Annotated in this window: 18 protein-coding genes; 13 read left to right on the forward strand and 5 right to left on the reverse strand. The window is 66.5% G+C overall.

What is annotated here, in order from left to right:
• Positions 1-15 precede the first annotated feature (15 nt).
• The 8 genes from ACWDTI_RS19685 to ACWDTI_RS19720 are packed head-to-tail and all read left to right on the forward strand — an operon-like array spanning position 16 to position 6,926.
• Positions 16-600, forward strand: a complete 585-nt coding sequence (locus tag ACWDTI_RS19685) for a TetR/AcrR family transcriptional regulator (RefSeq protein WP_449739805.1) — start codon at positions 16-18, stop codon at positions 598-600.
• Positions 597-1,850 (forward strand): cytochrome P450, encoded by a 1,254-nt coding sequence (locus tag ACWDTI_RS19690; protein ID WP_449739806.1) that lies wholly within the window; start codon positions 597-599, stop codon positions 1,848-1,850. Before ACWDTI_RS19685 ends, ACWDTI_RS19690 begins: the two co-directional genes overlap by 4 nt.
• Complete coding sequence (locus ACWDTI_RS19695; RefSeq protein ID WP_449739807.1) at positions 1,850-2,665, forward strand: SDR family oxidoreductase; 816 nt, start codon at positions 1,850-1,852, stop codon at positions 2,663-2,665. The genes ACWDTI_RS19690 and ACWDTI_RS19695 overlap by 1 nt, the downstream gene beginning before the upstream one ends.
• Entirely contained in the window at positions 2,662-4,011 is a 1,350-nt protein-coding gene (locus ACWDTI_RS19700; protein WP_449739808.1) for a cytochrome P450, read from the forward strand. The genes ACWDTI_RS19695 and ACWDTI_RS19700 overlap by 4 nt, the downstream gene beginning before the upstream one ends.
• A 5-nt stretch (positions 4,012-4,016) precedes the next feature.
• Positions 4,017-4,214 carry a ferredoxin gene (locus ACWDTI_RS19705; RefSeq protein ID WP_449739809.1) on the forward strand — a complete coding sequence of 66 codons (198 nt, stop codon included), beginning with the start codon at positions 4,017-4,019 and terminating at the stop codon, positions 4,212-4,214.
• A 15-nt stretch (positions 4,215-4,229) separates the two neighbouring features.
• Positions 4,230-4,775 (forward strand): nuclear transport factor 2 family protein, encoded by a 546-nt coding sequence (locus tag ACWDTI_RS19710; RefSeq protein ID WP_449739810.1) that lies wholly within the window; start codon positions 4,230-4,232, stop codon positions 4,773-4,775.
• 4 nt (positions 4,776-4,779) lie between these two features.
• Positions 4,780-6,048, forward strand: a complete 1,269-nt coding sequence (locus ACWDTI_RS19715; RefSeq protein ID WP_449739811.1) for a hypothetical protein — start codon at positions 4,780-4,782, stop codon at positions 6,046-6,048.
• Positions 6,048-6,926, forward strand: coding sequence for an SDR family NAD(P)-dependent oxidoreductase (locus ACWDTI_RS19720; RefSeq protein WP_449739905.1), 879 nt, complete (start codon positions 6,048-6,050; stop codon positions 6,924-6,926). The genes ACWDTI_RS19715 and ACWDTI_RS19720 overlap by 1 nt, the downstream gene beginning before the upstream one ends.
• Positions 6,927-7,162: 236 nt before the next feature.
• Here the strand turns inward: ACWDTI_RS19720 and ACWDTI_RS19725 are convergent, their stop codons facing one another.
• The 5 genes from ACWDTI_RS19725 to ACWDTI_RS19745 all read right to left on the reverse strand — a co-directional run bounded on the left by ACWDTI_RS19725 (position 7,163) and on the right by ACWDTI_RS19745 (position 12,445).
• Positions 7,163-8,164 carry an NAD-dependent epimerase/dehydratase family protein gene (locus ACWDTI_RS19725; protein WP_449739812.1) on the reverse strand — a complete coding sequence of 334 codons (1,002 nt, stop codon included), beginning with the start codon at positions 8,162-8,164 and terminating at the stop codon, positions 7,163-7,165.
• Positions 8,161-9,225: a phosphotransferase gene (locus ACWDTI_RS19730; RefSeq protein WP_449739813.1), complete on the reverse strand. Its 1,065-nt coding sequence runs from the start codon at positions 9,223-9,225 to the stop codon at positions 8,161-8,163. Before ACWDTI_RS19730 ends, ACWDTI_RS19725 begins: the two co-directional genes overlap by 4 nt.
• Positions 9,222-10,316 (reverse strand): TIGR03857 family LLM class F420-dependent oxidoreductase, encoded by a 1,095-nt coding sequence (locus ACWDTI_RS19735; RefSeq protein ID WP_449739814.1) that lies wholly within the window; start codon positions 10,314-10,316, stop codon positions 9,222-9,224. Before ACWDTI_RS19735 ends, ACWDTI_RS19730 begins: the two co-directional genes overlap by 4 nt.
• Complete coding sequence (gene fadD1, locus ACWDTI_RS19740) at positions 10,313-11,905, reverse strand: fatty-acid--CoA ligase FadD1 (RefSeq protein ID WP_449739815.1); 1,593 nt, start codon at positions 11,903-11,905, stop codon at positions 10,313-10,315. Before fadD1 ends, ACWDTI_RS19735 begins: the two co-directional genes overlap by 4 nt.
• 81 nt (positions 11,906-11,986) lie before the next feature.
• Positions 11,987-12,445: a hypothetical protein gene (locus ACWDTI_RS19745; protein ID WP_449739816.1), complete on the reverse strand. Its 459-nt coding sequence runs from the start codon at positions 12,443-12,445 to the stop codon at positions 11,987-11,989.
• A 121-nt stretch (positions 12,446-12,566) separates the two neighbouring features.
• Between ACWDTI_RS19745 and ACWDTI_RS19750 the strand changes: the two genes are divergently transcribed.
• The 5 genes from ACWDTI_RS19750 to ACWDTI_RS19770 all read left to right on the forward strand — a co-directional run bounded on the left by ACWDTI_RS19750 (position 12,567) and on the right by ACWDTI_RS19770 (position 19,194).
• Positions 12,567-13,493 carry a PaaI family thioesterase gene (locus ACWDTI_RS19750; RefSeq protein ID WP_449739817.1) on the forward strand — a complete coding sequence of 309 codons (927 nt, stop codon included), beginning with the start codon at positions 12,567-12,569 and terminating at the stop codon, positions 13,491-13,493.
• A 405-nt stretch (positions 13,494-13,898) separates the two neighbouring features.
• Positions 13,899-14,708 (forward strand): TIGR03084 family metal-binding protein, encoded by an 810-nt coding sequence (locus ACWDTI_RS19755; protein WP_449739818.1) that lies wholly within the window; start codon positions 13,899-13,901, stop codon positions 14,706-14,708.
• Positions 14,705-16,435 (forward strand): acyclic terpene utilization AtuA family protein, encoded by a 1,731-nt coding sequence (locus tag ACWDTI_RS19760; RefSeq protein WP_449739819.1) that lies wholly within the window; start codon positions 14,705-14,707, stop codon positions 16,433-16,435. Before ACWDTI_RS19755 ends, ACWDTI_RS19760 begins: the two co-directional genes overlap by 4 nt.
• 3 nt (positions 16,436-16,438) lie before the next feature.
• Complete coding sequence (locus tag ACWDTI_RS19765; protein WP_449739820.1) at positions 16,439-17,599, forward strand: acyl-CoA dehydrogenase family protein; 1,161 nt, start codon at positions 16,439-16,441, stop codon at positions 17,597-17,599.
• Positions 17,596-19,194 carry an acyl-CoA carboxylase subunit beta gene (locus ACWDTI_RS19770; RefSeq protein WP_449739821.1) on the forward strand — a complete coding sequence of 533 codons (1,599 nt, stop codon included), beginning with the start codon at positions 17,596-17,598 and terminating at the stop codon, positions 19,192-19,194. The genes ACWDTI_RS19765 and ACWDTI_RS19770 overlap by 4 nt, the downstream gene beginning before the upstream one ends.
• The last annotated feature ends 8 nt before the right edge of the window (positions 19,195-19,202 follow it).

Here is a 19,202-nt window from a genome sequence, read left to right on the forward strand (position 1 = left end):
TGTAGCCTCGCTCACATGTCCAGTCCCGTATCGCAGGAATCCACTCGCCGGAGGCTGACCCAGCAGCAGGCCGAGACCGTCACCCGCCTGACCGACGCGGCGGTCGATGTCCTCAACGAGGAGGGGTTCGACGGGCTCACGGTCCGGATGGTCGCGAAGATGGCCGGCGTCGCGCCGGCCACCGCGTACACCTACTTCTCGTCGAAGAGTCACCTTGTCGCCGAGGTGTTCTGGCGCCGGCTCTCGGCCGGCGTCGCGGTACCCGACCCGAATATCGCACCGGCCGAACGGGTGGCCCAGGTGCTGCGCGAGGTGTCGATGGTGGTCGCGGGCGAGGGCCAACTCGGGGGTGCGGTCACCATGGCGCTGCTCGGCACCGACCCAGATGTGGAGCACCTGCGCCTCCGGATCGGCGGCTTCATCCGGATTCGGCTCGCCGAGGCGCTCGAAGTGGATCCGGAGAGCCCCGGGCCGCTCGTCGACGCGCTCGAGATGATCTACGCCGGTGGCCTCGTGCATGCGGGCATGGGGCACATGTCCTACGAGCAGACGTCGGAACGTCTTGTCGCAGCGGCACATCTACTGATGGAGAAGTCATGACCGACACCACCCCGGGCGCGGGGATCCTCGCCGGGATGGAGCAACACCTCCCGTTCGACCCCTACGCCTACGGGTTCCACGAGGATCCGTACCCGACCTATCTGCGGCTGCGTCGCGAGGCGCCGGTCTACTACAACGCCGACATGGACTTCTGGGCGCTCGCGCGTCACGAGGACGTGCGAGCCGGATTCCGTGACACCACAAGGCTTTCGAATAGCTGGGGGGTGTCGATGGATCCGTCGTCGTACGGCCCCGACGCGCACAAGTCGATGTCGTTCCTCGCGATGGACGATCCCAAGCACATGCGAATCCGCAAGCTCGTGTCGAAGGGGTTCACCCCGCGCCGGGTGAACGAACTGGCCGGGCGCATCACGGCTTTGACGCATCATCACTGGAGCAGGTGTCTCGACAAAGGCGAGTTCGACTACATCGCCGACTTCGCCGGTCTGCTGCCGATGGACGTCGTGTCCGAACTGCTCGGTGTGCCCGAGGCCGACCGGACGCACCTACGGCACCAGTCCGACCTCCTGCTGCATCGGGAAGAGGGGGTCACCGACATCCCCGAAGCGGCGATCTACGCGTATATCGAACTGCACAAGTACTATTCGGCGTTGATCGCCGATCGCCGCAAGAATCCGGGCGAGGATCTGGTGTCCGCGTTGATCGGCGCCGAGATCGACGACGACGTGACCGGGGAGAAGATCACCCTGACCGAGGACGAGATCGTCGGGTTCATGGTGCTCATGGTGGTGGCCGGCAACGAGACCACGACGAAATTGCTTGCCAACGCACTGTACTGGGGATGGCGCAACCCCGACGAGCTGGCCAAGCCACTCGCCGACGCCGAGGCCGTGCCCGACTGGACCGAGGAGACGCTCCGGTACGACAACTCGACGCAGATGGTGCTGCGCCGGGTGATCGCCGACGCGGAATACGGTGATCTCGTCATCCCCGAGGGACATCGGGTACTACTCCTGGTCGGGTCGGCGAACCGTGACGAAGAGGTGTTCGGCGACGACGCCGACCGGTACCTGATCGGACGCGACTTCAGCCAGGCGCTGATGAGTTTCGGTCTGGGCGCACACTTCTGCCTCGGTGCGCATCTCGCCCGGCTCGAGGCCAACATCGGACTCGCCGAGGTCGTCAAATCGATCCGCAGCGTGGACATCGACATCGACAACGCCGTTCGTGTGCACTCGGTCAACGTGCGCGGGTTCGCCGAACTCCCGGTGAAAGTGCAGGTGCGCTGATGGCATTCATCCCTCACCCCGAGCGGCGGCCGGTGCTCGTCGCGGGTGCATCGTCGGGCATCGGCGCGGCGACCGCCGAATGGCTTGCCGCAGAGGGCTATCCGGTGGCGCTCGCCGCCCGCAGACTGGAGCGGCTGCAAGAGTCGGCGGACAAGATCATCGCCGCGGGCGGCGAGGCCGTCGCGGTTCCGCTCGATGTCACCGACGAGCAGTCCGTGCTGGACTGTGTCGCCAAAGCCGAAGCGGCGCTGGGTCCTGTGGAGATCGCGATCGCCGGAGCGGGTGATCTCGCGGTGGGCCTGTCCTACCACACGTCCCCGGAGGACTTCGCCGACCAGATCAACATCCACCTCAACGGGGCCTACCGCCTCTACCGCGCCGTCATCGGCGGGATGATCGACCGCGCACGAGGCGATTTCGTCTTCATCGGCTCAGATGTCGCGATCCGGCCCCGGCCGTGGTCGTCGGCGTATGTCGCCGCCAAGTCGGGGATCGACGGGCTCGTCGCCACCATCCAGCTCGAACTCGAGGGCACCGGGGTGCGCGCCGGGGTGGTCCGGCCGGGTCAGACACTCACCGGGATGGGCATGAATCTCGATCCGAAGGACACCGAGGACATGCTCAACGACTGGATCCGGCACGGCCTGGCCCGACACGGGAACTTCCTTGCCCCCGAACATATTGCGCAAGCAGTCGCGGCCATGGTGTCGATGCCGCGCGGGGCCCACATGCGTGCGGTGGAGGTGGAGGCCGAAGGCGCCATCCCCCGATCCAAACGTGACACGACCAGCGACCAGACAGGAACCGGCTCATGACCGCACTCACCAAGCCCAAGCGCGTCTCCGGTGGAAACGGTGAACACGGACATCTCGACGAACTCGCCACCGACCCCATCGGACTGTTCTGGCGCGTCCGCGAGGAATGCGGCGACGTCGGACAATTCCAGCTCGCCGACCGCGAAGTGGTGCTCGTCTCGGGAGCACTCGCCAACGAGGAGTTCTTCCGCGCACCCGAGGAGGATCTCGACCAGGCCGCCGCCTACCCGTTCATGACACCGGTCTTCGGCGAGGGCGTCGTGTTCGACGCGAGCCCGGAGGAACGCTCGAAGGCGATCCACAATTCGGCGCTCAAGGGCCCGCACATGAAGCAGCATGCGGTGACCATCCCGAACGAGGTCGAACGCATCATCGCCGAGTGGGGCGATGAAGGGGAGATCGACCTGCTGGAGTTCTTCGGCGAGCTGACCCTCTACACGTCGTCGGCGTGCCTGATCGGCCGAAAGTTCAGGGAGCAGCTCGACAAGCACGTCTCCGAATTGTTCCACGATCTGGAGAAGGGCACCGATCCGATCGCCTACGTGGACGCCCACGCCGACATCGAGAGCTTCCGCAAACGTGATACCGCACGGGCGGAGCTCGTCGAGTTCATCCAGGGCGTGATGGATGAACGGATTGCGAATCCGGTTGCGGACAAGGATGATCGCGATCTGATGGACGTGCTCATCCAGGTGGGGTTCGACGCGAACACCATCACCGGCATGTTCGTCTCGATGATGTTCGCGGGTCATCACACCACCCAGGGCACGGCCGCGTGGACGCTCATCGAGTTGTTGCGCAATCCCGACTACATGCGCCGCGTCTACGACGAACTCGACGAGATCTACGGCGACACACCGGCGGGCGAGCGCCCGGAGTACACGTTCGCCCACACCCGTCAGATGCCGCAGCTAGAGAACGCGCTCAAGGAGGCTCTCCGTCTGCACCCTCCGCTCATCATCCTGATGCGGTTGGTGCAGAACGACTTCCACATCGAAGACTTCGAGGTGAAGGCCGGGCAGACCATCGCGGTGTCGCCGGCCATCTCCAATCGGCTGCCCGAGGACTTCCCGAATCCGGACACCTTCGACCCCGACCGCTACGAGAAGCCACGGCAGGAGGATCTGGTCAACCGGTGGACGTGGATTCCGTTCGGTGCGGGCCGACATCGTTGCGTGGGTGCGCAATTCGCCATCATGCAGTTGAAGGCGATCTTCTCCGTGCTGTTTCAGAACTACGAGTTCGAGATGCTCCAACCGTCGGACACCTACCGCAACGACCATTCGAAAATGGTTGTGCAGCTACAGCAACCGTGCCGGGTGGCTTATCGGCGGCGGCAGCGGTAATGGGTATGCGCATCGAGGTCGACCTCGATATCTGTCAGGGACACGGGATGTGCGAGATGGAGGCCCCGGAGATCTTCGAGACGCATTCCGATCACGTGAAGATCCTCATCGACCGTCCGGATGAGAGCCGGCGCGCGGAGGTCGAGGCGGCCGTGCAGTACTGCCCAACCCAGGCTTTGCGAATTGTCGAAGATGACGAATGAACGGGAGTGAGAGACATGCCCTTTGATCGTGCCGAACTCGAAGAGATGAAACAACGGTGGCTCGACGCCAACATCGAGGCCGAGAAAGCAGGCGACTGGAAACCCCTCGCCGAGTTCTACACCGAGGACGCCACCTACGGCTGGAATTACGGACCGGAGAAGGACTTCATGGCCGTCGGCCGTGACGAGATCCGGGACATCGCACTCGGTCAGGAGATGGAGGGCCTGGAAGGCTGGACCTATCCCTACCAGGCGTGGGTCATCGACGATCAGACCGGTGACATGATCGGCCTGTGGAAGCAGGTGTACGAGGGCACGCGCGACGACGGCACCCACTATGCGCTCGAAGGCATTCAGGGCAGCTGGTTCAAGTACGGCGGCAACTTCCAGTTCCGTTGGCAGCGGGACTTCTTCGACTTCGGCAACGTCTCGGCGCTGTTCATCGAGATGCTGAAGGAGAATGCGATGAGCGACGGTATGCTGAAACGGATCGAGAAGTCGGCGCCCGGAAATCTCCCCGGCTGGTATCCGTTCGGCAAAGCGCCCGTTCCGTTCTGGTGACCCGATGACTCGACCAGCCCCGAGCTACTCAGACCTCAGCCGAGAACAACTGGCCATCCTGCTCCCGGAGTTGCTGCTGTCGGGACAGTTGATCGACCGCAGCGGGATGGCTCACCTGATCGGTGCCTTCGGGCGTGAGACCATGGGGCAGGTGGCGATCGAGGAGTGGATGGCCGCGAGTCCCGTGTACACTCATCGGATGCGTGACGCCATGGGCATCGACGGCGACGGCGTGGAGGACATGTTCAAGTGTCTGCAACTCGACATCGGTGCGCCGCCGCAGTTCATGGACTTCCGGTACGAGATCACCGACGAGTACCACGGTGCATTCGTCCTGAATCATTGTGGCGCACTGATGGATGTCGAACCGCTCGGCGACGAGTACGTCACCACGATGTGCCACGACATCGAAGACCCGACGTTCGACGCCACCGCGATCGCGACCAACCGGCGCGCCCGGATCCGGCCGATCCATCGACCCCCACGACTGCCCGCCGACCGGCACCCGCACTGCTCGTGGACGGTCACCATCGAACCCGACCGCGAGGAACTGCCGCTGCCGGCCGATGCGGAAGAGATGTTCACGCGGCGGGCGGCTTCCGTCGCGTTGTCGGTGGTGGATGCGGCGGCCTCGGATGGCTGGCTCGACTACCGGGGTCCCCTCGTCGAGGATCTGCAATTCCGCGAATGGTCGCACAGCCTCTTGGTGCGCACCGCGGAAGAGGTTGCGCTGCAACATCAGTTGCTGGCGCTGGGATTCCTGGTGTCGCTGCGGCGTCACGCGACGGGCGACGAACAGGTCTCCGAGATCTATCGCAAGCAGCTGACCGGGATCGCGGGCCTGGCCGCCGATCGTCTGCGCCGGGCACTCGGGTTGGGGACGGACGCGCAAGCGCTTGCGACCGTGCTCGCGCTCCATCCGTGTTTCGGCCCGACGCAGTACACCGGTGTCGACGTGTCGACCGACGGGGAACAAGTGGTCATGCGGATACCGCACGAGTCCGACGCGGTGTCCGACGGCGGCTGGATGACGTTGCTGACCGCCGAGCACCTCGAGCCGCTGCAAGCGGCCGCCACGGCGGTGGAGCCGCACTGGGTGATCGCCGACGCCGTCCGTGTCGGTGACGGCATCGAGGTGACATTCGGTCTGGGCGAGGACGCGGCTGAGGAGACGGGTGAGGTCGCCATCGCGAGGTTCAGCTCGGGCGCGGCCTTCGAGTTCAGCGACCGTGGCCGATCGATCCCGATCACCCCGGTACCCAGCGGGGTGTGATGGACGGCGACGCCGAACTCAGCTTGTCGGGGCGGGTCGCGGTGGTCGCGGGCGGCACCCGCGGCATCGGGCTCGCCGTCAGTTATGCGCTCGCCGGTAGAGGGGTATCGGTGATCGTCAACGGTCGCGACTCGGCGACGGTCTCCGAGACCGTCGCCGAGATCCGCGGCGGTGGTGGTTATGCCGTCGGGGTGGTCGGGTCTGCCGGGGGAGATGGTGTGGCCCAACGCATCGTCGACACGGCGCTCACCGAGTTCGGTGCGCTGGACATCGTCGTCAACTGTGCCGGCATCGCCGAACCGCCGGGTTCGACGATTCTGACCATCACACCGGACGAGTTCCGAGAGCAACTCGACGCGCATGTGATGAGTGCGTTCCACCTCACCCAGGCCGCCGGCCGGGTGTTCGTGGAACAGGGCTCGGGGTCCATCGTGCTGACCGGGTCGGCAGCCTCGCTCGGAATGTTCGGGGGCAGCGGTTATCCCGCGGCAAAAGGCGGCGTCAATGCGCTGGCGTTGGCCGCTGCCGCCGACCTCGGCGACCGCGGAGTTCGGGTGAACGTCGTCATGCCGGGCGCGAAGTCGCGGTTGTCGTCGGGCGACGACTACGTCGCACACATCGAGAGTCTGCATCGGCGGGGCATCCTCGATGACCTCACGCGTGACGCCGCCCTCGATCCGGCGCCGCCCGAGTACGTGGCGGCGCTGTACGTGTTCCTCGCCGGCGACGGCGCGCGAGAGATCAACGGTCAGATCTACACCGCCGCGGGCGGATTCATCGGGCGATACGAGGCGCAGCAGCCGACATTCATCGCCTACCGCGATCACCGCGAGAGTCCGCCCTATTCGATGGAAGAACTTGCGGCGCTGCTGAAGTGACCGTCGTCAGAGCGAGGCGAGCACGCGGGTCTCGACGTGGCTGATCGTGTCGGGGCGATACCCGACCGGTGGTGGGTGCGGTGCTGAGGTGGTGGTGTCCGGTCGGCGTGATGATCTCCATGCGATGCCCCGACGTGCTTTCTACGGTGCGGAAATGACAGCCCCCATGTCTTTCCGATGTACTGAGCACAGATTACGTTGGGGTACCGACAATCTCGGACGGTGGGGAAGCAGGCTCAACCGCGGGCGAGGGTCCGCCGCGACACCCGATCCAGCCAAAACCGCGCTCCGTCGGCAACGGCATCCGGAACCGGCCTCGGGTGCCAGCCCAATTCGCGCTCGGCCTTGCCGTGGTCCATCGGCGACATGATGTGCATCAGCCGGACCGAGGTGAGCGTCATCTGGCGTGGCTTGCCGGTGAGCTTGACCATCAGCGATCCGATCGCGCCGCAGAGGTAGAGCGTAGGACGGTGCAGCACGAGACGCGGAGCCCGTCGGCCGGCGGTGTGCGCGGCGATCGCCACGATCTCGCCGAGATCGAGAAAGCGTTCGGAGACGATGTAGCGTTCCCCGACGCGCCCGTGGTCGGCGGCCAGGATGAGAGCGCGTGCGGCGTCGTCGATCCCGACGGTCTCCGAACGGCATCCTCGGATGGTGAACGGTAACTTGCCCAATGCGGCGCCGGCGACGAACGATCCGTGTGGCGTGGGCTGCCAGTCCCCGGGACCGTAGGTGTTCGATACGCACATCGCCACCGCCGGCAGGCCGCGTTGGCGTACATACCGCATGACCAGTTCCTCGGCTGCGACGCGGGATTTCACATATTCGGGTGCCTTGTCCGCCCAGTTGAACGCATCGGCTTCGGTCGCCTTTCGGTCGCGCACCCGGCCGATCGTCGCCAGCGTGCTGGTGAAGACGAACTTCCGCAGGTCGGCCGCCACCGCGACGTCCAGCACCGCCCGCAGTGCCTCAACGTTGGTCTCGTAGAGAGGAGCCGGATCCGTCAGCCAGGAGCGGGTGTCGACGGCGCAGTAGAACACGACGTCGCACCCGCGCAGCGCAGCGGACACGACATCGGGGTCTCGCAGTGCACCGACGACCCGCTCCACATCCAGGTCGTCGATCGCTCGGGTGTCACTGGTCTCGCGGACCAGAATGCGGACCTGCTCGCCGGATTCCACCAGCTGACGCACGACATGCGAGCCGAGGAAACCCGACGCGCCGATGACCAGTTTCATTGCAGGGCATCCGGATTCAGGTCGTCGATAGCGGCGGCGGTGCGTGTCAGCATGGTGGCGAACATCCGGTCACCCCGTTCGGTCGGAATCGCCGCACCGCAACCGAATACGATGATCAGCGGGCTCTGGATGAGCGAGTCGACGTAGTCGCGCCAGCAGTCGGCGAACGTGTAGTCGCTGACACCGAATCCGAGAAGCGCGCTGTGGTAGGCGGCGACGATGTCGCGCTCGTGCGCACGCCGTTCCTCCGGTTCCAGGCTCGACACCACGAGAAAAGCGATGTCGCGCAGTGGGTTACCGGGCGTGATGGTCTGCCAGTCGACGACGGTGACGGTGTCGTCCGGGCCGAAGAGGACGTTGTCGATGCGAAGGTCGCCGTGGATCATCGCGAACCGGGTCGGCGGGCGTTCGAGCCAGTCGCCCGCGGTGGCCACCAGCCAGTCGATGGTGGCTGATTCCTTGTCGTCCAGGGTGAATCGCGCGCGGAAGGCATCGGCCATCGGGGTGAGGACCGAGTCCATCAGCTCGCGGTCCTCGTGGGTGGGCAGCACCAGCCCGGGTAGCTCCAGCAGGGTCGGATCGCACCACCGGGGCCCGTGCAGGCCCGCGGCCGCCACCGCGACGGCACGGGCATGCTCAGGTGTACATCCGGCGATCTGGTCGCCCTGGACCGCCGGTGTCATGTCGTCGAGCAGCAGGACGAACTCGGTGTGCTCCTCGGAGATCACCGCGGCGTGACAGCGGGGGACCGGTACGGCCAGGGTTGGTGCGATCCGGGTGTAGAACAGCACCTCCTTGCGGAAGACGCCCGAGGCGAACTCCCGTTGGTGGCGTTCGCCGATCGCGAGTTTGGCGACCATCGACTTCGGCAATGGTCCGGGCTCCGCGTAGGTCAGGGAGAGTCGATAGGACCCGGCCATCTGACCCGATCCGACGGGCTCGGATGTCACGTGCGTGACGGTGGGGGCGGCGTGCCCGGCCGCGCGCAGGGTGGTCGTGAGCCACTCGGGCGTCAGGGCGTCGACGTGTGTCGGGATCGCCGTGGTGATTCTGGGAGTCATCGCGGATCACCGGACCCTGTCATGACACCTGGATTGGCCGGCAGTGCGGGGCGGGTCGGTCGGATGTCGCGGTAGGCGGCGACCACGGGCAGCAACTCCGACGGTGTCGCACCGTGCAGGATCACCGAGTCGACACCCAGGTCGAATTGGTGTGCCAGGGTTTTCGCGCAGTGCGGGGCATTGCCGACGGCGCTGTCGGCCACCCAGTACTCGGGAATCGCGCCGGCGAGTTCGGACAGTTCGGCCGCGGTGGCGGTGGCGTCGATCGGTCCGCGCGCTCCGCTGAACGCTTTCGTGCCGCGGACCATGTCGAGATCCCGGGTCCGCCAACCATTTGCGCGCCGCAGGACTTCCGGATAGCCCTGCAGGTAGGTGGCGAGTCGGCCGTAGAGCCGGCGGAGTCGGTCCTCCTCGTCGAGATCGTCGGGAACCGTCGCCACCACCGACCAGATGCGGATCGACGACGGATCCCGTCCGGCGCGTTCGGCGGCGGACCGCACCGTCGTGACCGCACTGCGGGTCGCGTCGTCGGAGAGGAAGGTGTGCAGCACCACGCCGTCGGCGATCCGGCCCGCCAGCTCAAGGGTTTTGGGACTCATGGTGACGAGCATGATGGGCGGTGGTTCGACGGTCACGCCGAGATTGAGCAAGGGGTAGGAGCCGATCGGGCCGTCGTGCCCGATGATCATCTCCCCGGACCACAGTTTCCGCAGCACGCCCGAGATGTCCTCGAGTTGGGCCCCGGTGATGGTCGGCAGATTCAGGATCTGCCACTGCGGCGTGATGCCGCGACCGAGTCCGAGAGCGAAACGGCCACCGGACAATTCGGACAATGTGGCGCCCATGGTGGCAGTGATGATCGGATGGCGCGTGGTGTGGTTGGTGGCGGCCGTGGCCACACCCATCCGGTTCGACGCCGCGGCGAGCGCACCGCTGAGGACAGCGCCGTCCTTGACGTTGAACCGCTCGGAGATGAAGGCGGCACCAAACCCGGCGTCGTCGGCCGTCCGCGCTTCGTCGACCAGATCGGCAGGGGTGACGGGATGCCGGGAGAGCGCGTAATAGCCGATCTCCGAGAGCATCTCGCTCATACCGTGGCAGGTGACGACGCGACGCGGTACTCGTGGGACCGGGCGTCGCGAACCCAGAGAGTCCCGTCACCGGTCGTCGCACCCTCCTGTTTGAGGGCGCGTTTGAGAATCTTGTTGGTGGCCGTCGTGGGCAGGTCACGCTCGACACGGACGAACCGTGGCCATGCCTTCGGTGACAGATCACGTTGTGCTGCAAGCTGTTCGGCGAGACCCTCGGGTGTCAGTCCGGCATCGTCCTGCAGGACGACGGCCGCCATCACGGCGTCGCCGACATGCTCGTCGGGCACGCCGTAGACCGCCACCCGGTTGATCTCGGGGATGCGCAACAGGATTCGTTCGATCGGTCCGGCAGCCAGGTTCTCGCCGTCGACGCGCATCCAGTCGCCGGTGCGCCCGGCCAGGTAGATCCAGCCGTCGGCATCCTTGTACGCGAGGTCGCCGGACCAGTACTTGCCGTCCCGAATGCGCTCCCCGGTGGCCGCGGCGTCGTTGTAATAGCCGGCGAACATGCCGGCACCTTCGATGTTGACCAGCTCGCCGATTGCCTCGTCGGCGTTGACGAGTGCCCCGTTCTCGTCGAACTCGGCGCGTGGACATTCGGTGTCGGTAGCCGAGTTGTACACGGCCACATTGGGAAATCCCTTGCCGATGGAGCCGTGCGGCGTGCCGGGTTCGCGGGTGATGATGATCGCCAACTCGGTGGAGCCGAAGCCATCCCACACGGTGCAGCCGAAACGTCGGGAGAACTCGTCGATGTCGCGGTCGGTGGCCTCGTTGCCGAACGCCACGCGCAACGGGTTGTCGATGTCGTCGGGCTGTTCCTCGGTGGCGAGAATGTAGGCGAGTGGTTTGCCGACGTAGTTCATGTAGGTGGCGCCATAGCGCCGGATGTCGTGCAGGAAGGTCGATGCGGAGAACTTCGCCGGTGCGATGGCGGCGCCGCCACACAGCGCGACGCAGTAGCCGCCCATCAGGCAGGCCGAATGGAACAGCGGCATCGACAGGTAGCAGACGTCGCCGGGTCCGATGTCGTACTTCTCGGTGAGGACGGGGCCGGCGAACGGAATCATCATGTGCGCGAACTGGACCGGCTTGGGATTGCCGCTCGTGCCCGAGGTGAAGATGAGCATGAAGGTGTCCAGGGCGGTGGGCACCGAATGCGGTGTCAGCTCGCCGGCGTTCGCCAGGAGATCTGCCCACTCCGACGACGATGTGTCGAGGATCCGGACGCCCGGCAGGTCAAGGCCGTCGAGAAGCGGGCGATGGTCGGCGTCGGTGATCAGCACCTGACAGTCGGCCCGCCCGATGTCGGCGGCGAGTCCGTCGCCGCGGCGGGTGTTGTTGACGCCGACGGTGACGTAGCCGCCGAGCGCACCCGCCGCGAGTGCGAGCAGCATGTCGGGGGTGTTCCCCAGCAGGGTGCCGATGTGCATCGGGCGGGTGGGGTCGGTGACGCCCAGGACGGCAGCGGCCATCCGGCGGGCATCGGCGATGTACTCCCGCCAGGACCACTGCCGATCCTCGTAGGTGATCGCCAGGTTGTCGTCGTTCGCGCGCTCGGTGAGGAGCTGCGTCACAGTTTCGGCCACGCCAACACTGTAGAACGTGTTCTCGTTCTGGTGAACAGATTTGTGGGAATGTCTATTCGGACAATCCCGACATCGCGCAGGTCAGCGCTGGAACGACCCGGTACCCGGGCTCACCGTGAAGGTGTTCTGGGTGCCGTCGATGATCGTCGTGGTGAAGGTGACCCGGCCGCTGCCGGTCTGCACTGCGGTGCCCGCGGACGGCTTGCCGGCCGCGCACACCGGGAACAGCACGTCGCCGCTGCGGTTGGTGGTCATGTTGTGCCAGGTGATGGCCGCACGCGCGTTGGCGAGATTACCGGCGCAGGCACCGGAATTCTCCGGCCGAAGACTCAGCTGGGTGCTGCCGGGCGCACCGGCGGTCGCGACCACCGAAGCGGCGAAGGCGTCGGTGACCCCGTTGGCCTTCGACACGGTGACTCCCACGTTCGGTACCTGTTGCACCGCGAGCACCGCGGGAGCAGCATGCGCGGCGGCACCTGTGAGCAGTGTCCCAATCGCCGTCGCACTGGCGGCGCCGGCCGCCAAAGCTGCACGTCGCATGATTCGTCGTTGTCCCACAGACATCAGTTTTCCCTCCAGTTCCCCCGTCTACCGAGATCGCGCACCAGAGTAGCGCCCCGAGCGTTCGGCGGGCAGAGGGCTCGCCTGATAGGACGTTTCCATGTCACCTGAATCCGACGTTTCCGCTGTGCGTCGCCGTACCGACCCGGTCGCCGCGTTCGGCATCGGAAATGTGTCGATGACCGGCCCGCTGACGGTATCCGCAGAGCAGCAGCTCAGCACCCGACTCGCCGATCATCGCGGGCGTATCGATCTACCCGCCCTTGCCGTGCTCCTCGACCACATCGGCGGGCTGCCGTTCTATGCCTACGGACCCAGTGGGTCGCCCTGCGTTCAGGCTCGGCTCGCGATGTCGATGCAGGGACACATCGACGTCTCCGACCGCATCTCCGGGGTGGCGCGGCTGCTCATGCACGACCACGGTTTCGGTTCGACGGGAATCGAGATCAGCACGTCGACCGGCCACGTGTGCTGCGCCGGCACCGCACGCAACGTCGCGGTCGGCCGTGCGGCGGCCACGGACCCGAGTGCCGACGACCGCGGCCTCGGCATGCCGCCGGTCGACGAGGCCTTGCCGTTGCCCGCCGCGATCGACCCGGGGCTGAGTGGGCGAACCGTCGTCGAACAGATCGCCGACGGCGTCCGGGCCGCCGGCCCGATCACCGAACTCCTCAACGGGAGCCTCCACCTCGTCGAGCATCCGCTCGGCGCCGGCGTGCGGTTCACCGCACGCAGCGAGCCGTGGATGGGCAACGTGTTCGGCACCATGCACGGCGGGGTGATCGCCGCCATCGTCGCGCAGGCCTGTTCGTTCGCCGGTCAGGCCAATGCCGAGGCCGGCCGCGACTATCAGCTGGGGGACCTCGCGATCGGCTTCCTGCGCTCGCCCGCGGTACACGGCGGCGAGGTGATCGTCGATGTGGAGCCGGTGAAGATCGGCCGTCGGATCGCGTCGGTCGAGGCCACCATGCATGCCCACGACGGCATGCTGCTCAGTCGTTGCGCCGCGGACATCCAGTACCGCTGACCCGTCGAGTGGGCGTCGTCGAACGTCGAGTGGGCGTCTGTTCCCGTCGAGTGGGCGTCCGTTTCGGTCGAGTGGGCGCCCATGTCCGTCGACTGGGACTGGGCGCCCATGTCCGTCGAGTGGGCGTCGTGCAGCGTTGAGTGGGCGCTGAAAGTCGTTGGCTGGGTGCTCATCTGGTCCCGATGGCAGTGCTGTTCCATCGACCGGTCAGGTGCCCGGCTCACGATTGATGGGGAGGGTGCACAAGAGCGAGGGCGCCCAGTCGACGGGAAGGGGCGCCCGGTCGACGGGAAGGGGCGCCCGGTCGACGGGAAGGGGCGCCCGGTCGACGGGAAGTAGCGCCCAGTCGACGAAAAACAATCACGCGTGATTGATTTTTCTGGCGTCCTGTGTGACCCTGATCGCATGTCACTTGTCGACGGTGTGGTCGCAGACCTGACGACGGAATCAGCGGAGCTCGACGATCTGGTCGCCGCGCTCGATGATGCGGGCTGGGCGCTACCGACGCCCGCGCCCGGCTGGACCATTGCCCACCAGATCGCCCATCTGGCATGGACCGATGAAGCGGCCGTGCTGGCGGCGACCGATCCGGAGGGCTTCGCCGAGGCCGTCGAGCAGGCCATGCGGCAGCCGACGGGATTCGTCGACGAGGCGGCCGAGCGGAAGGCGGCCACGCCTCCGGCGCAACTCCTCGCCGACTGGCGTGCCGGGCGGGCCGCACTCGCGGACGCGCTCAGGCAGGTGCCCGACGGCGTGAAGATTCCGTGGTTCGGGCCACCGATGTCGGCGGCCTCGATGGCGACGGCGCGACTGATGGAGACCTGGGCGCACGGTCTCGACGTCGCCGACGCGCTCGACGTGACCCGCGTGCCGACCGACCGGATCAAAGCGGTCGCCCACATCGGTGTTCGCACAAGGGATTACGCCTACCTGGTGCACGACAAGACACCACCGACCGAACCCTTCCGGTACGAACTGACCGCGCCGTCGGGGGAGTTGTGGACGTGGGGACCCGACGACGCCGCCGATGTGGTGCGCGGACCCGCCATCGACTTCTGCGAACTCGTCACGCAGCGCCGCCATCAAGACGATCTCGACCTCGAGTTCATCGGCGAGCACACCCGTGAATGGGCCTCCATCGCACAGGCGTTCGCCGGACCACCCGGGCCGGGACGCGAACCCGCCGGCGCCGAGGCGACAGGACAACCGACGTGAGCACCCAGGACAGGATCGTCCGGATCGGCAACGCCTCCGGCTTCTACGGCGACCGCTTCTCGGCGATGCGCGAGATGCTCGAGGCCGGCGAGCTGGACTACCTGACCGGCGACTACCTCGCCGAACTCACCATGCTCATCCTCGGCCGTGATCGCATGAAGGACCCGAAAACGGGTTACGCCAAGACCTTTCTGCGGCAGATGGAAGAGTGCCTCGGCCTCGCGATGGACAAGGGCGTGCGCATCGTCACCAATGCCGGGGGCCTCAATCCGCACGGGCTGGCCGTCGCGCTGCGGGAACTCACCGACAAGCTCGGCGTCGAGGCCGACGTCGCGTTCGTCGACGGCGACGACCTCGGTTCACGCGCAACCGAACTCGGGCTCGGTACGCCGCTCACTGCGAATGCCTACCTCGGTGCGTTCGGCATCAAGACCGCGCTCGACGCGGGGGCCGAGATCGTCGTCACCGGCCGCGTCACCGACGCGTCGCTCACGGTCGGTCCCGCGGCCAGCGAATTCGGTTGGGAATACGACGATCTCGACGCACTTGCCGGCGCGGTCGTCGCCGGTCACATCATCGAATGCGGGGCTCAGGCCACCGGCGGCAACTATGCGTTCTTCACCGAGTTGCCCCAGATGGGACATCTCGGGTTTCCGATCGCCGAGATCGCCGCAGACGGTTCCTCGGTGATCACCAAGCATCCCGGCACCGGCGGAGCGGTCACCGTCGGAACCGTCACCGCGCAACTGCTCTACGAGGTCGGCGGACCGCGCTACCTCGGGCCCGATGTCACCACCCGCCTCGACACCATCACACTCACCGAGGCCGGCGAAGACCGGGTCGCCGTCACCGGAGTCACCGGCGAGGCGCCACCGGCCACCACCAAGGTCTCACTGAATCACCTTGCGGGCGTGCGCAACGAGATCACCCTGATCCTCACCGGCCTCGACATCGAGGCCAAGGCCGAGCTGTTCAAGGACCAGTTCCTGGCGGCCTTGCCGACCCAGCCGGCCGAGATCACCTGGGAGCTCTCCCGTCTCGACCGGCCGGACGCCGAGACCGAGGAACAGGCCAGCGCGCTGCTGCGCTGCGTCGTCCGCGATCCCGACGCCAAGAACGTCGGACGGGTATTCTCCTCGGCCGCCGTGGAACTCGCGCTGGCCTCCTATCCCGGCTTCTTCATGACCGCACCGCCCGGCAACGGTGTGCCGTACGGCGTGTTCGAGCCGGGCTACGTCGACGCAGCCGCCGTCGAACATCGCGCCGCGCTGCAGACCGGTGTCGTCGAACTGATCGATCCGAGTCCTCTGCGTACCGAGGTCCCCGCCGACGTCGTCGAGGACGGACCGCCCGCCGATGCCGCCGACCCGTCACCCGACTGGGGGCCCACCTCGCTGCTGCCGCTCGGCACGATCGCCGGCGCGCGCAGCGGCGACAAGGGAGGCAGCGCCAACATCGGTGTGTGGGTGCCGAATCCGGAGCATTACGCGTGGCTGGACCGCACCCTGGACACGGCGTTGCTCAAGGAACTCCTGCCGGAGGTGGCCGACCTCACCGTCCGCCGATACCGTCTGCCAAATCTGAACGCCGTCAACTTCGTCATCGAGGAGGTCCTCGGCCGCGGCGTCGCGGAGAACGTCCGCTTCGACCCGCAGGCCAAGGGCATGGGGGAATGGCTTCGCTCCCGTCCCGTCCCCATCCCGCTCACCTTCACCGCAGGAGAGTAGCCAGTGCCCATCGCCAGTCCGATCTGGGACACCCCGGAACGCCGCGAATTGCGTTCGACAGTACGAGGATTCATCGAGCGGCACGTCTTGCCGTACCAGGACGAGTGGGAACGCGACGGACTGCTGCCCCGCGAACTCCATGCGGAGGCAGCCAAACTCGGGCTGTTCGGTCTCGGCATACCCGAGTTGACCGGCGGCTCCGGTGGTGATCTGATCGACTCGTCGATCCTCGGCGAGGAATTCCACTACGCGGGTGGCGCGGGTGGCGTGTTCGCGTCGCTCTTCACGCACGGAATCGCGCTGCCACACATCATCGCTGCCGGCGACCCCGAACAGATCGACCGCTGGGTGCGCCCCACCCTGGCCGGCGAGAAGATCGGCAGTCTCGCCATCACCGAACCCGACGGCGGCAGCGACGTCGGACATCTGCGCACCGTGGCGGCCCGCGACGGCGATCATTATGTGGTCAACGGCGCCAAGACCTACATCACCTCGGCGGTGCGCGCCGACTTCGTGGTCACCGCGGTCCGCACCGGCGGACCCGGCGCATCCGGAGTGTCATTGCTGGTGATCGAGAAGGACACACCCGGTTTCACCGTCGCCCGCAAGCTCGACAAGATGGGCTGGCGCAGCTCGGACACCGCCGAACTCTCGTTCGTGGACGCACGGGTGCCGGTGAAGAACCTGGTGGGCGACGAGAACTCCGGCTTCGCGCAGATCGCCACCGCATTCGTCACCGAACGCTCCGGGCTCGCCGTGCAGGCATACGCCGGCGCGCAACGGTGCCTCGACCTCACGCTCGACTGGGTCCGCGATCGCCAGACCTTCGGCAAGCCGCTCATCGCGCGACAATCCGTGCAGGACACGATCACCGAGATGGCCCGGAGGATCGACATCGCCCGCACGTACACCCGTGCGGTGATCGAACGCAAGGTGACCTCCGACGACGACCTCATCGCCGAAGTGTGTTTCGCCAAGAACACCGCCGTCGAGACTGGGGAATGGGTGGCCGACAAGGCCGTTCAGCTGTTCGGTGGACTCGGCTACATGACGGGCACCGAGGTGGAACGCCAGTATCGGGACATGCGGATCATCGGCATCGGCGGCGGGACCACCGAAATCCTCACCGGCCTGGCGGCAAAACGATTGGGATATCAGCAATGACCGTGCTCCGCTCCACCCTCGACCCGGCCGGCGAGGACTACCGCTCCGCCGAGACCGCGATGACCGACAAACTCGCCGAGCTGCAGACCGAGTTCGACAAGGCGCTCGCCGGCGGCGGCGAGAAGTACGTCGCACGACATCGCAAGCGCGGCAAGATGACCGCCCGCGAACGCATCGAGATGCTGGTCGACGAGGACTCGGCCTTCCTGGAACTGTGCCCGCTGGCGGCCTACGGGTCCGACTTCCAGGTCGGGGCGTCGGTGATCACCGGCATCGGGGTGGTCGACGGCGTCGAGTGTGTCATCACCGCCAACGACCCCACCGTCAAGGGTGGCACGTCCAACCCGTGGACGCTGCGGAAGATCCTGCGCACCAACGATATCGCCATGCAGAATCGGTTGCCGGTGATCTCCCTGGTGGAGTCCGGGGGCGCCGACCTGCCCACCCAGAAGGAGGTGTTCGTCCCCGGCGGCAGGATGTTCCGCGACCTCACGCAGCTGTCGGCGGCCGGTATCCCGACCATCGCCCTGGTCTTCGGGAACTCGACGGCCGGCGGCGCCTATGTGCCCGGCATGAGCGATCACGTGGTGATGATCGAGAACAAGTCCAAGGTTTTCCTCGGCGGCCCGCCACTGGTGAAGATGGCGACCGGCGAGGACAGCGACGACGAATCCCTCGGCGGCGCACAGATGCACGCCCGCCGGTCCGGGCTCGCCGACTACTACGCCGCCGACGAACAGGACGCCATCCGCATCGGCCGTCGCATCGTCGCGCGCCTCAACTGGCGCAAACAGGGACCCGGTCCGGTTGCCGAACCCCTCGAACCCCGTTACGACCCAGAGGAACTCCTCGGCATCGTCCCGTCGGACCTCAAGATCCCGTTCAACCCGCGCGACGTGATCGCCCGCGTCGTCGACGACAGCGACTTCGACGAGTTCAAACCCGAATACGGCAGCTCGCTGTGCACCGGCTGGGCCCGGATCCACGGCTACCCGATCGGCGTTCTCGCGAACGCCCAAGGGGTGCTGTTCAGCCAGGAATCGCAGAAGGCCACCCAGTTCATCCAGCTGGCCAACCGCAGCAACACGCCACTGTTGTTCCTGCACAACACAACCGGCTACATGGTGGGCAAGGAATACGAGCAGAACGGCATCATCAAACACGGTGCGATGATGATCAACGCCGTTTCCAACTCCACCGTCCCGCACATCTCGATCCTCATCGGCGCCAGCTACGGCGCCGGCCACTATGGCATGTGCGGACGGGCCTACGACCCGCGTTTCCTGTTCGCCTGGCCCAGCGCGAAATCCGCGGTCATGGGTGCCACCCAACTCGCCGGCGTCATCTCGATCGTCAACCGCGCCGCCACCGAGGCGCGCGGCGGCACCGTCGACGAATCCGCCGACGCCGCCATGCGGCAGATGATCGAGTCCCAGATCGAATCCGAATCGGTCCCGGCCTTCCTGTCCGGCATGCTCTACGACGACGGGGTCATCGACCCCCGTGACACCAGAACCATTCTCGGGCTGTGCCTCTCGGCCATCGACAACGCGCCGGTGGAGGGCACCACCAACTTCGGCGTCTTCCGGATGTGAGGTGAGAC

The sequence above is a fragment of the Gordonia sp. NPDC003424 genome (genome assembly GCF_053588655.1).

Bases quoted from the DNA above. Each gene is read 5' to 3' on its own strand.
- ACWDTI_RS19755 (WP_449739818.1), top strand. From the start codon at position 13,899: ATGTCACTTGTCGACGGTGTGGTCGCAGACCTGACGACGGAATCAGCG.
- ACWDTI_RS19695 (WP_449739807.1), top strand. From the start codon at position 1,850: ATGGCATTCATCCCTCACCCCGAGCGGCGGCCGGTGCTCGTCGCGGGT.
- ACWDTI_RS19690 (WP_449739806.1), top strand. From the start codon at position 597: ATGACCGACACCACCCCGGGCGCGGGGATCCTCGCCGGGATGGAGCAA.
- ACWDTI_RS19735 (WP_449739814.1), bottom strand. From the start codon at position 10,316: ATGAGCGAGATGCTCTCGGAGATCGGCTATTACGCGCTCTCCCGGCAT.
- ACWDTI_RS19710 (WP_449739810.1), top strand. From the start codon at position 4,230: ATGCCCTTTGATCGTGCCGAACTCGAAGAGATGAAACAACGGTGGCTC.
- ACWDTI_RS19715 (WP_449739811.1), top strand. From the start codon at position 4,780: ATGACTCGACCAGCCCCGAGCTACTCAGACCTCAGCCGAGAACAACTG.
- ACWDTI_RS19745 (WP_449739816.1), bottom strand. From the start codon at position 12,445: ATGCGACGTGCAGCTTTGGCGGCCGGCGCCGCCAGTGCGACGGCGATT.
- ACWDTI_RS19685 (WP_449739805.1), top strand. From the start codon at position 16: ATGTCCAGTCCCGTATCGCAGGAATCCACTCGCCGGAGGCTGACCCAG.
- ACWDTI_RS19770 (WP_449739821.1), top strand. From the start codon at position 17,596: ATGACCGTGCTCCGCTCCACCCTCGACCCGGCCGGCGAGGACTACCGC.
- ACWDTI_RS19725 (WP_449739812.1), bottom strand. From the start codon at position 8,164: ATGAAACTGGTCATCGGCGCGTCGGGTTTCCTCGGCTCGCATGTCGTG.
- ACWDTI_RS19730 (WP_449739813.1), bottom strand. From the start codon at position 9,225: ATGACTCCCAGAATCACCACGGCGATCCCGACACACGTCGACGCCCTG.
- ACWDTI_RS19720 (WP_449739905.1), top strand. From the start codon at position 6,048: ATGGACGGCGACGCCGAACTCAGCTTGTCGGGGCGGGTCGCGGTGGTC.
- ACWDTI_RS19750 (WP_449739817.1), top strand. From the start codon at position 12,567: ATGTCACCTGAATCCGACGTTTCCGCTGTGCGTCGCCGTACCGACCCG.
- ACWDTI_RS19700 (WP_449739808.1), top strand. From the start codon at position 2,662: ATGACCGCACTCACCAAGCCCAAGCGCGTCTCCGGTGGAAACGGTGAA.
- ACWDTI_RS19705 (WP_449739809.1), top strand. From the start codon at position 4,017: ATGCGCATCGAGGTCGACCTCGATATCTGTCAGGGACACGGGATGTGC.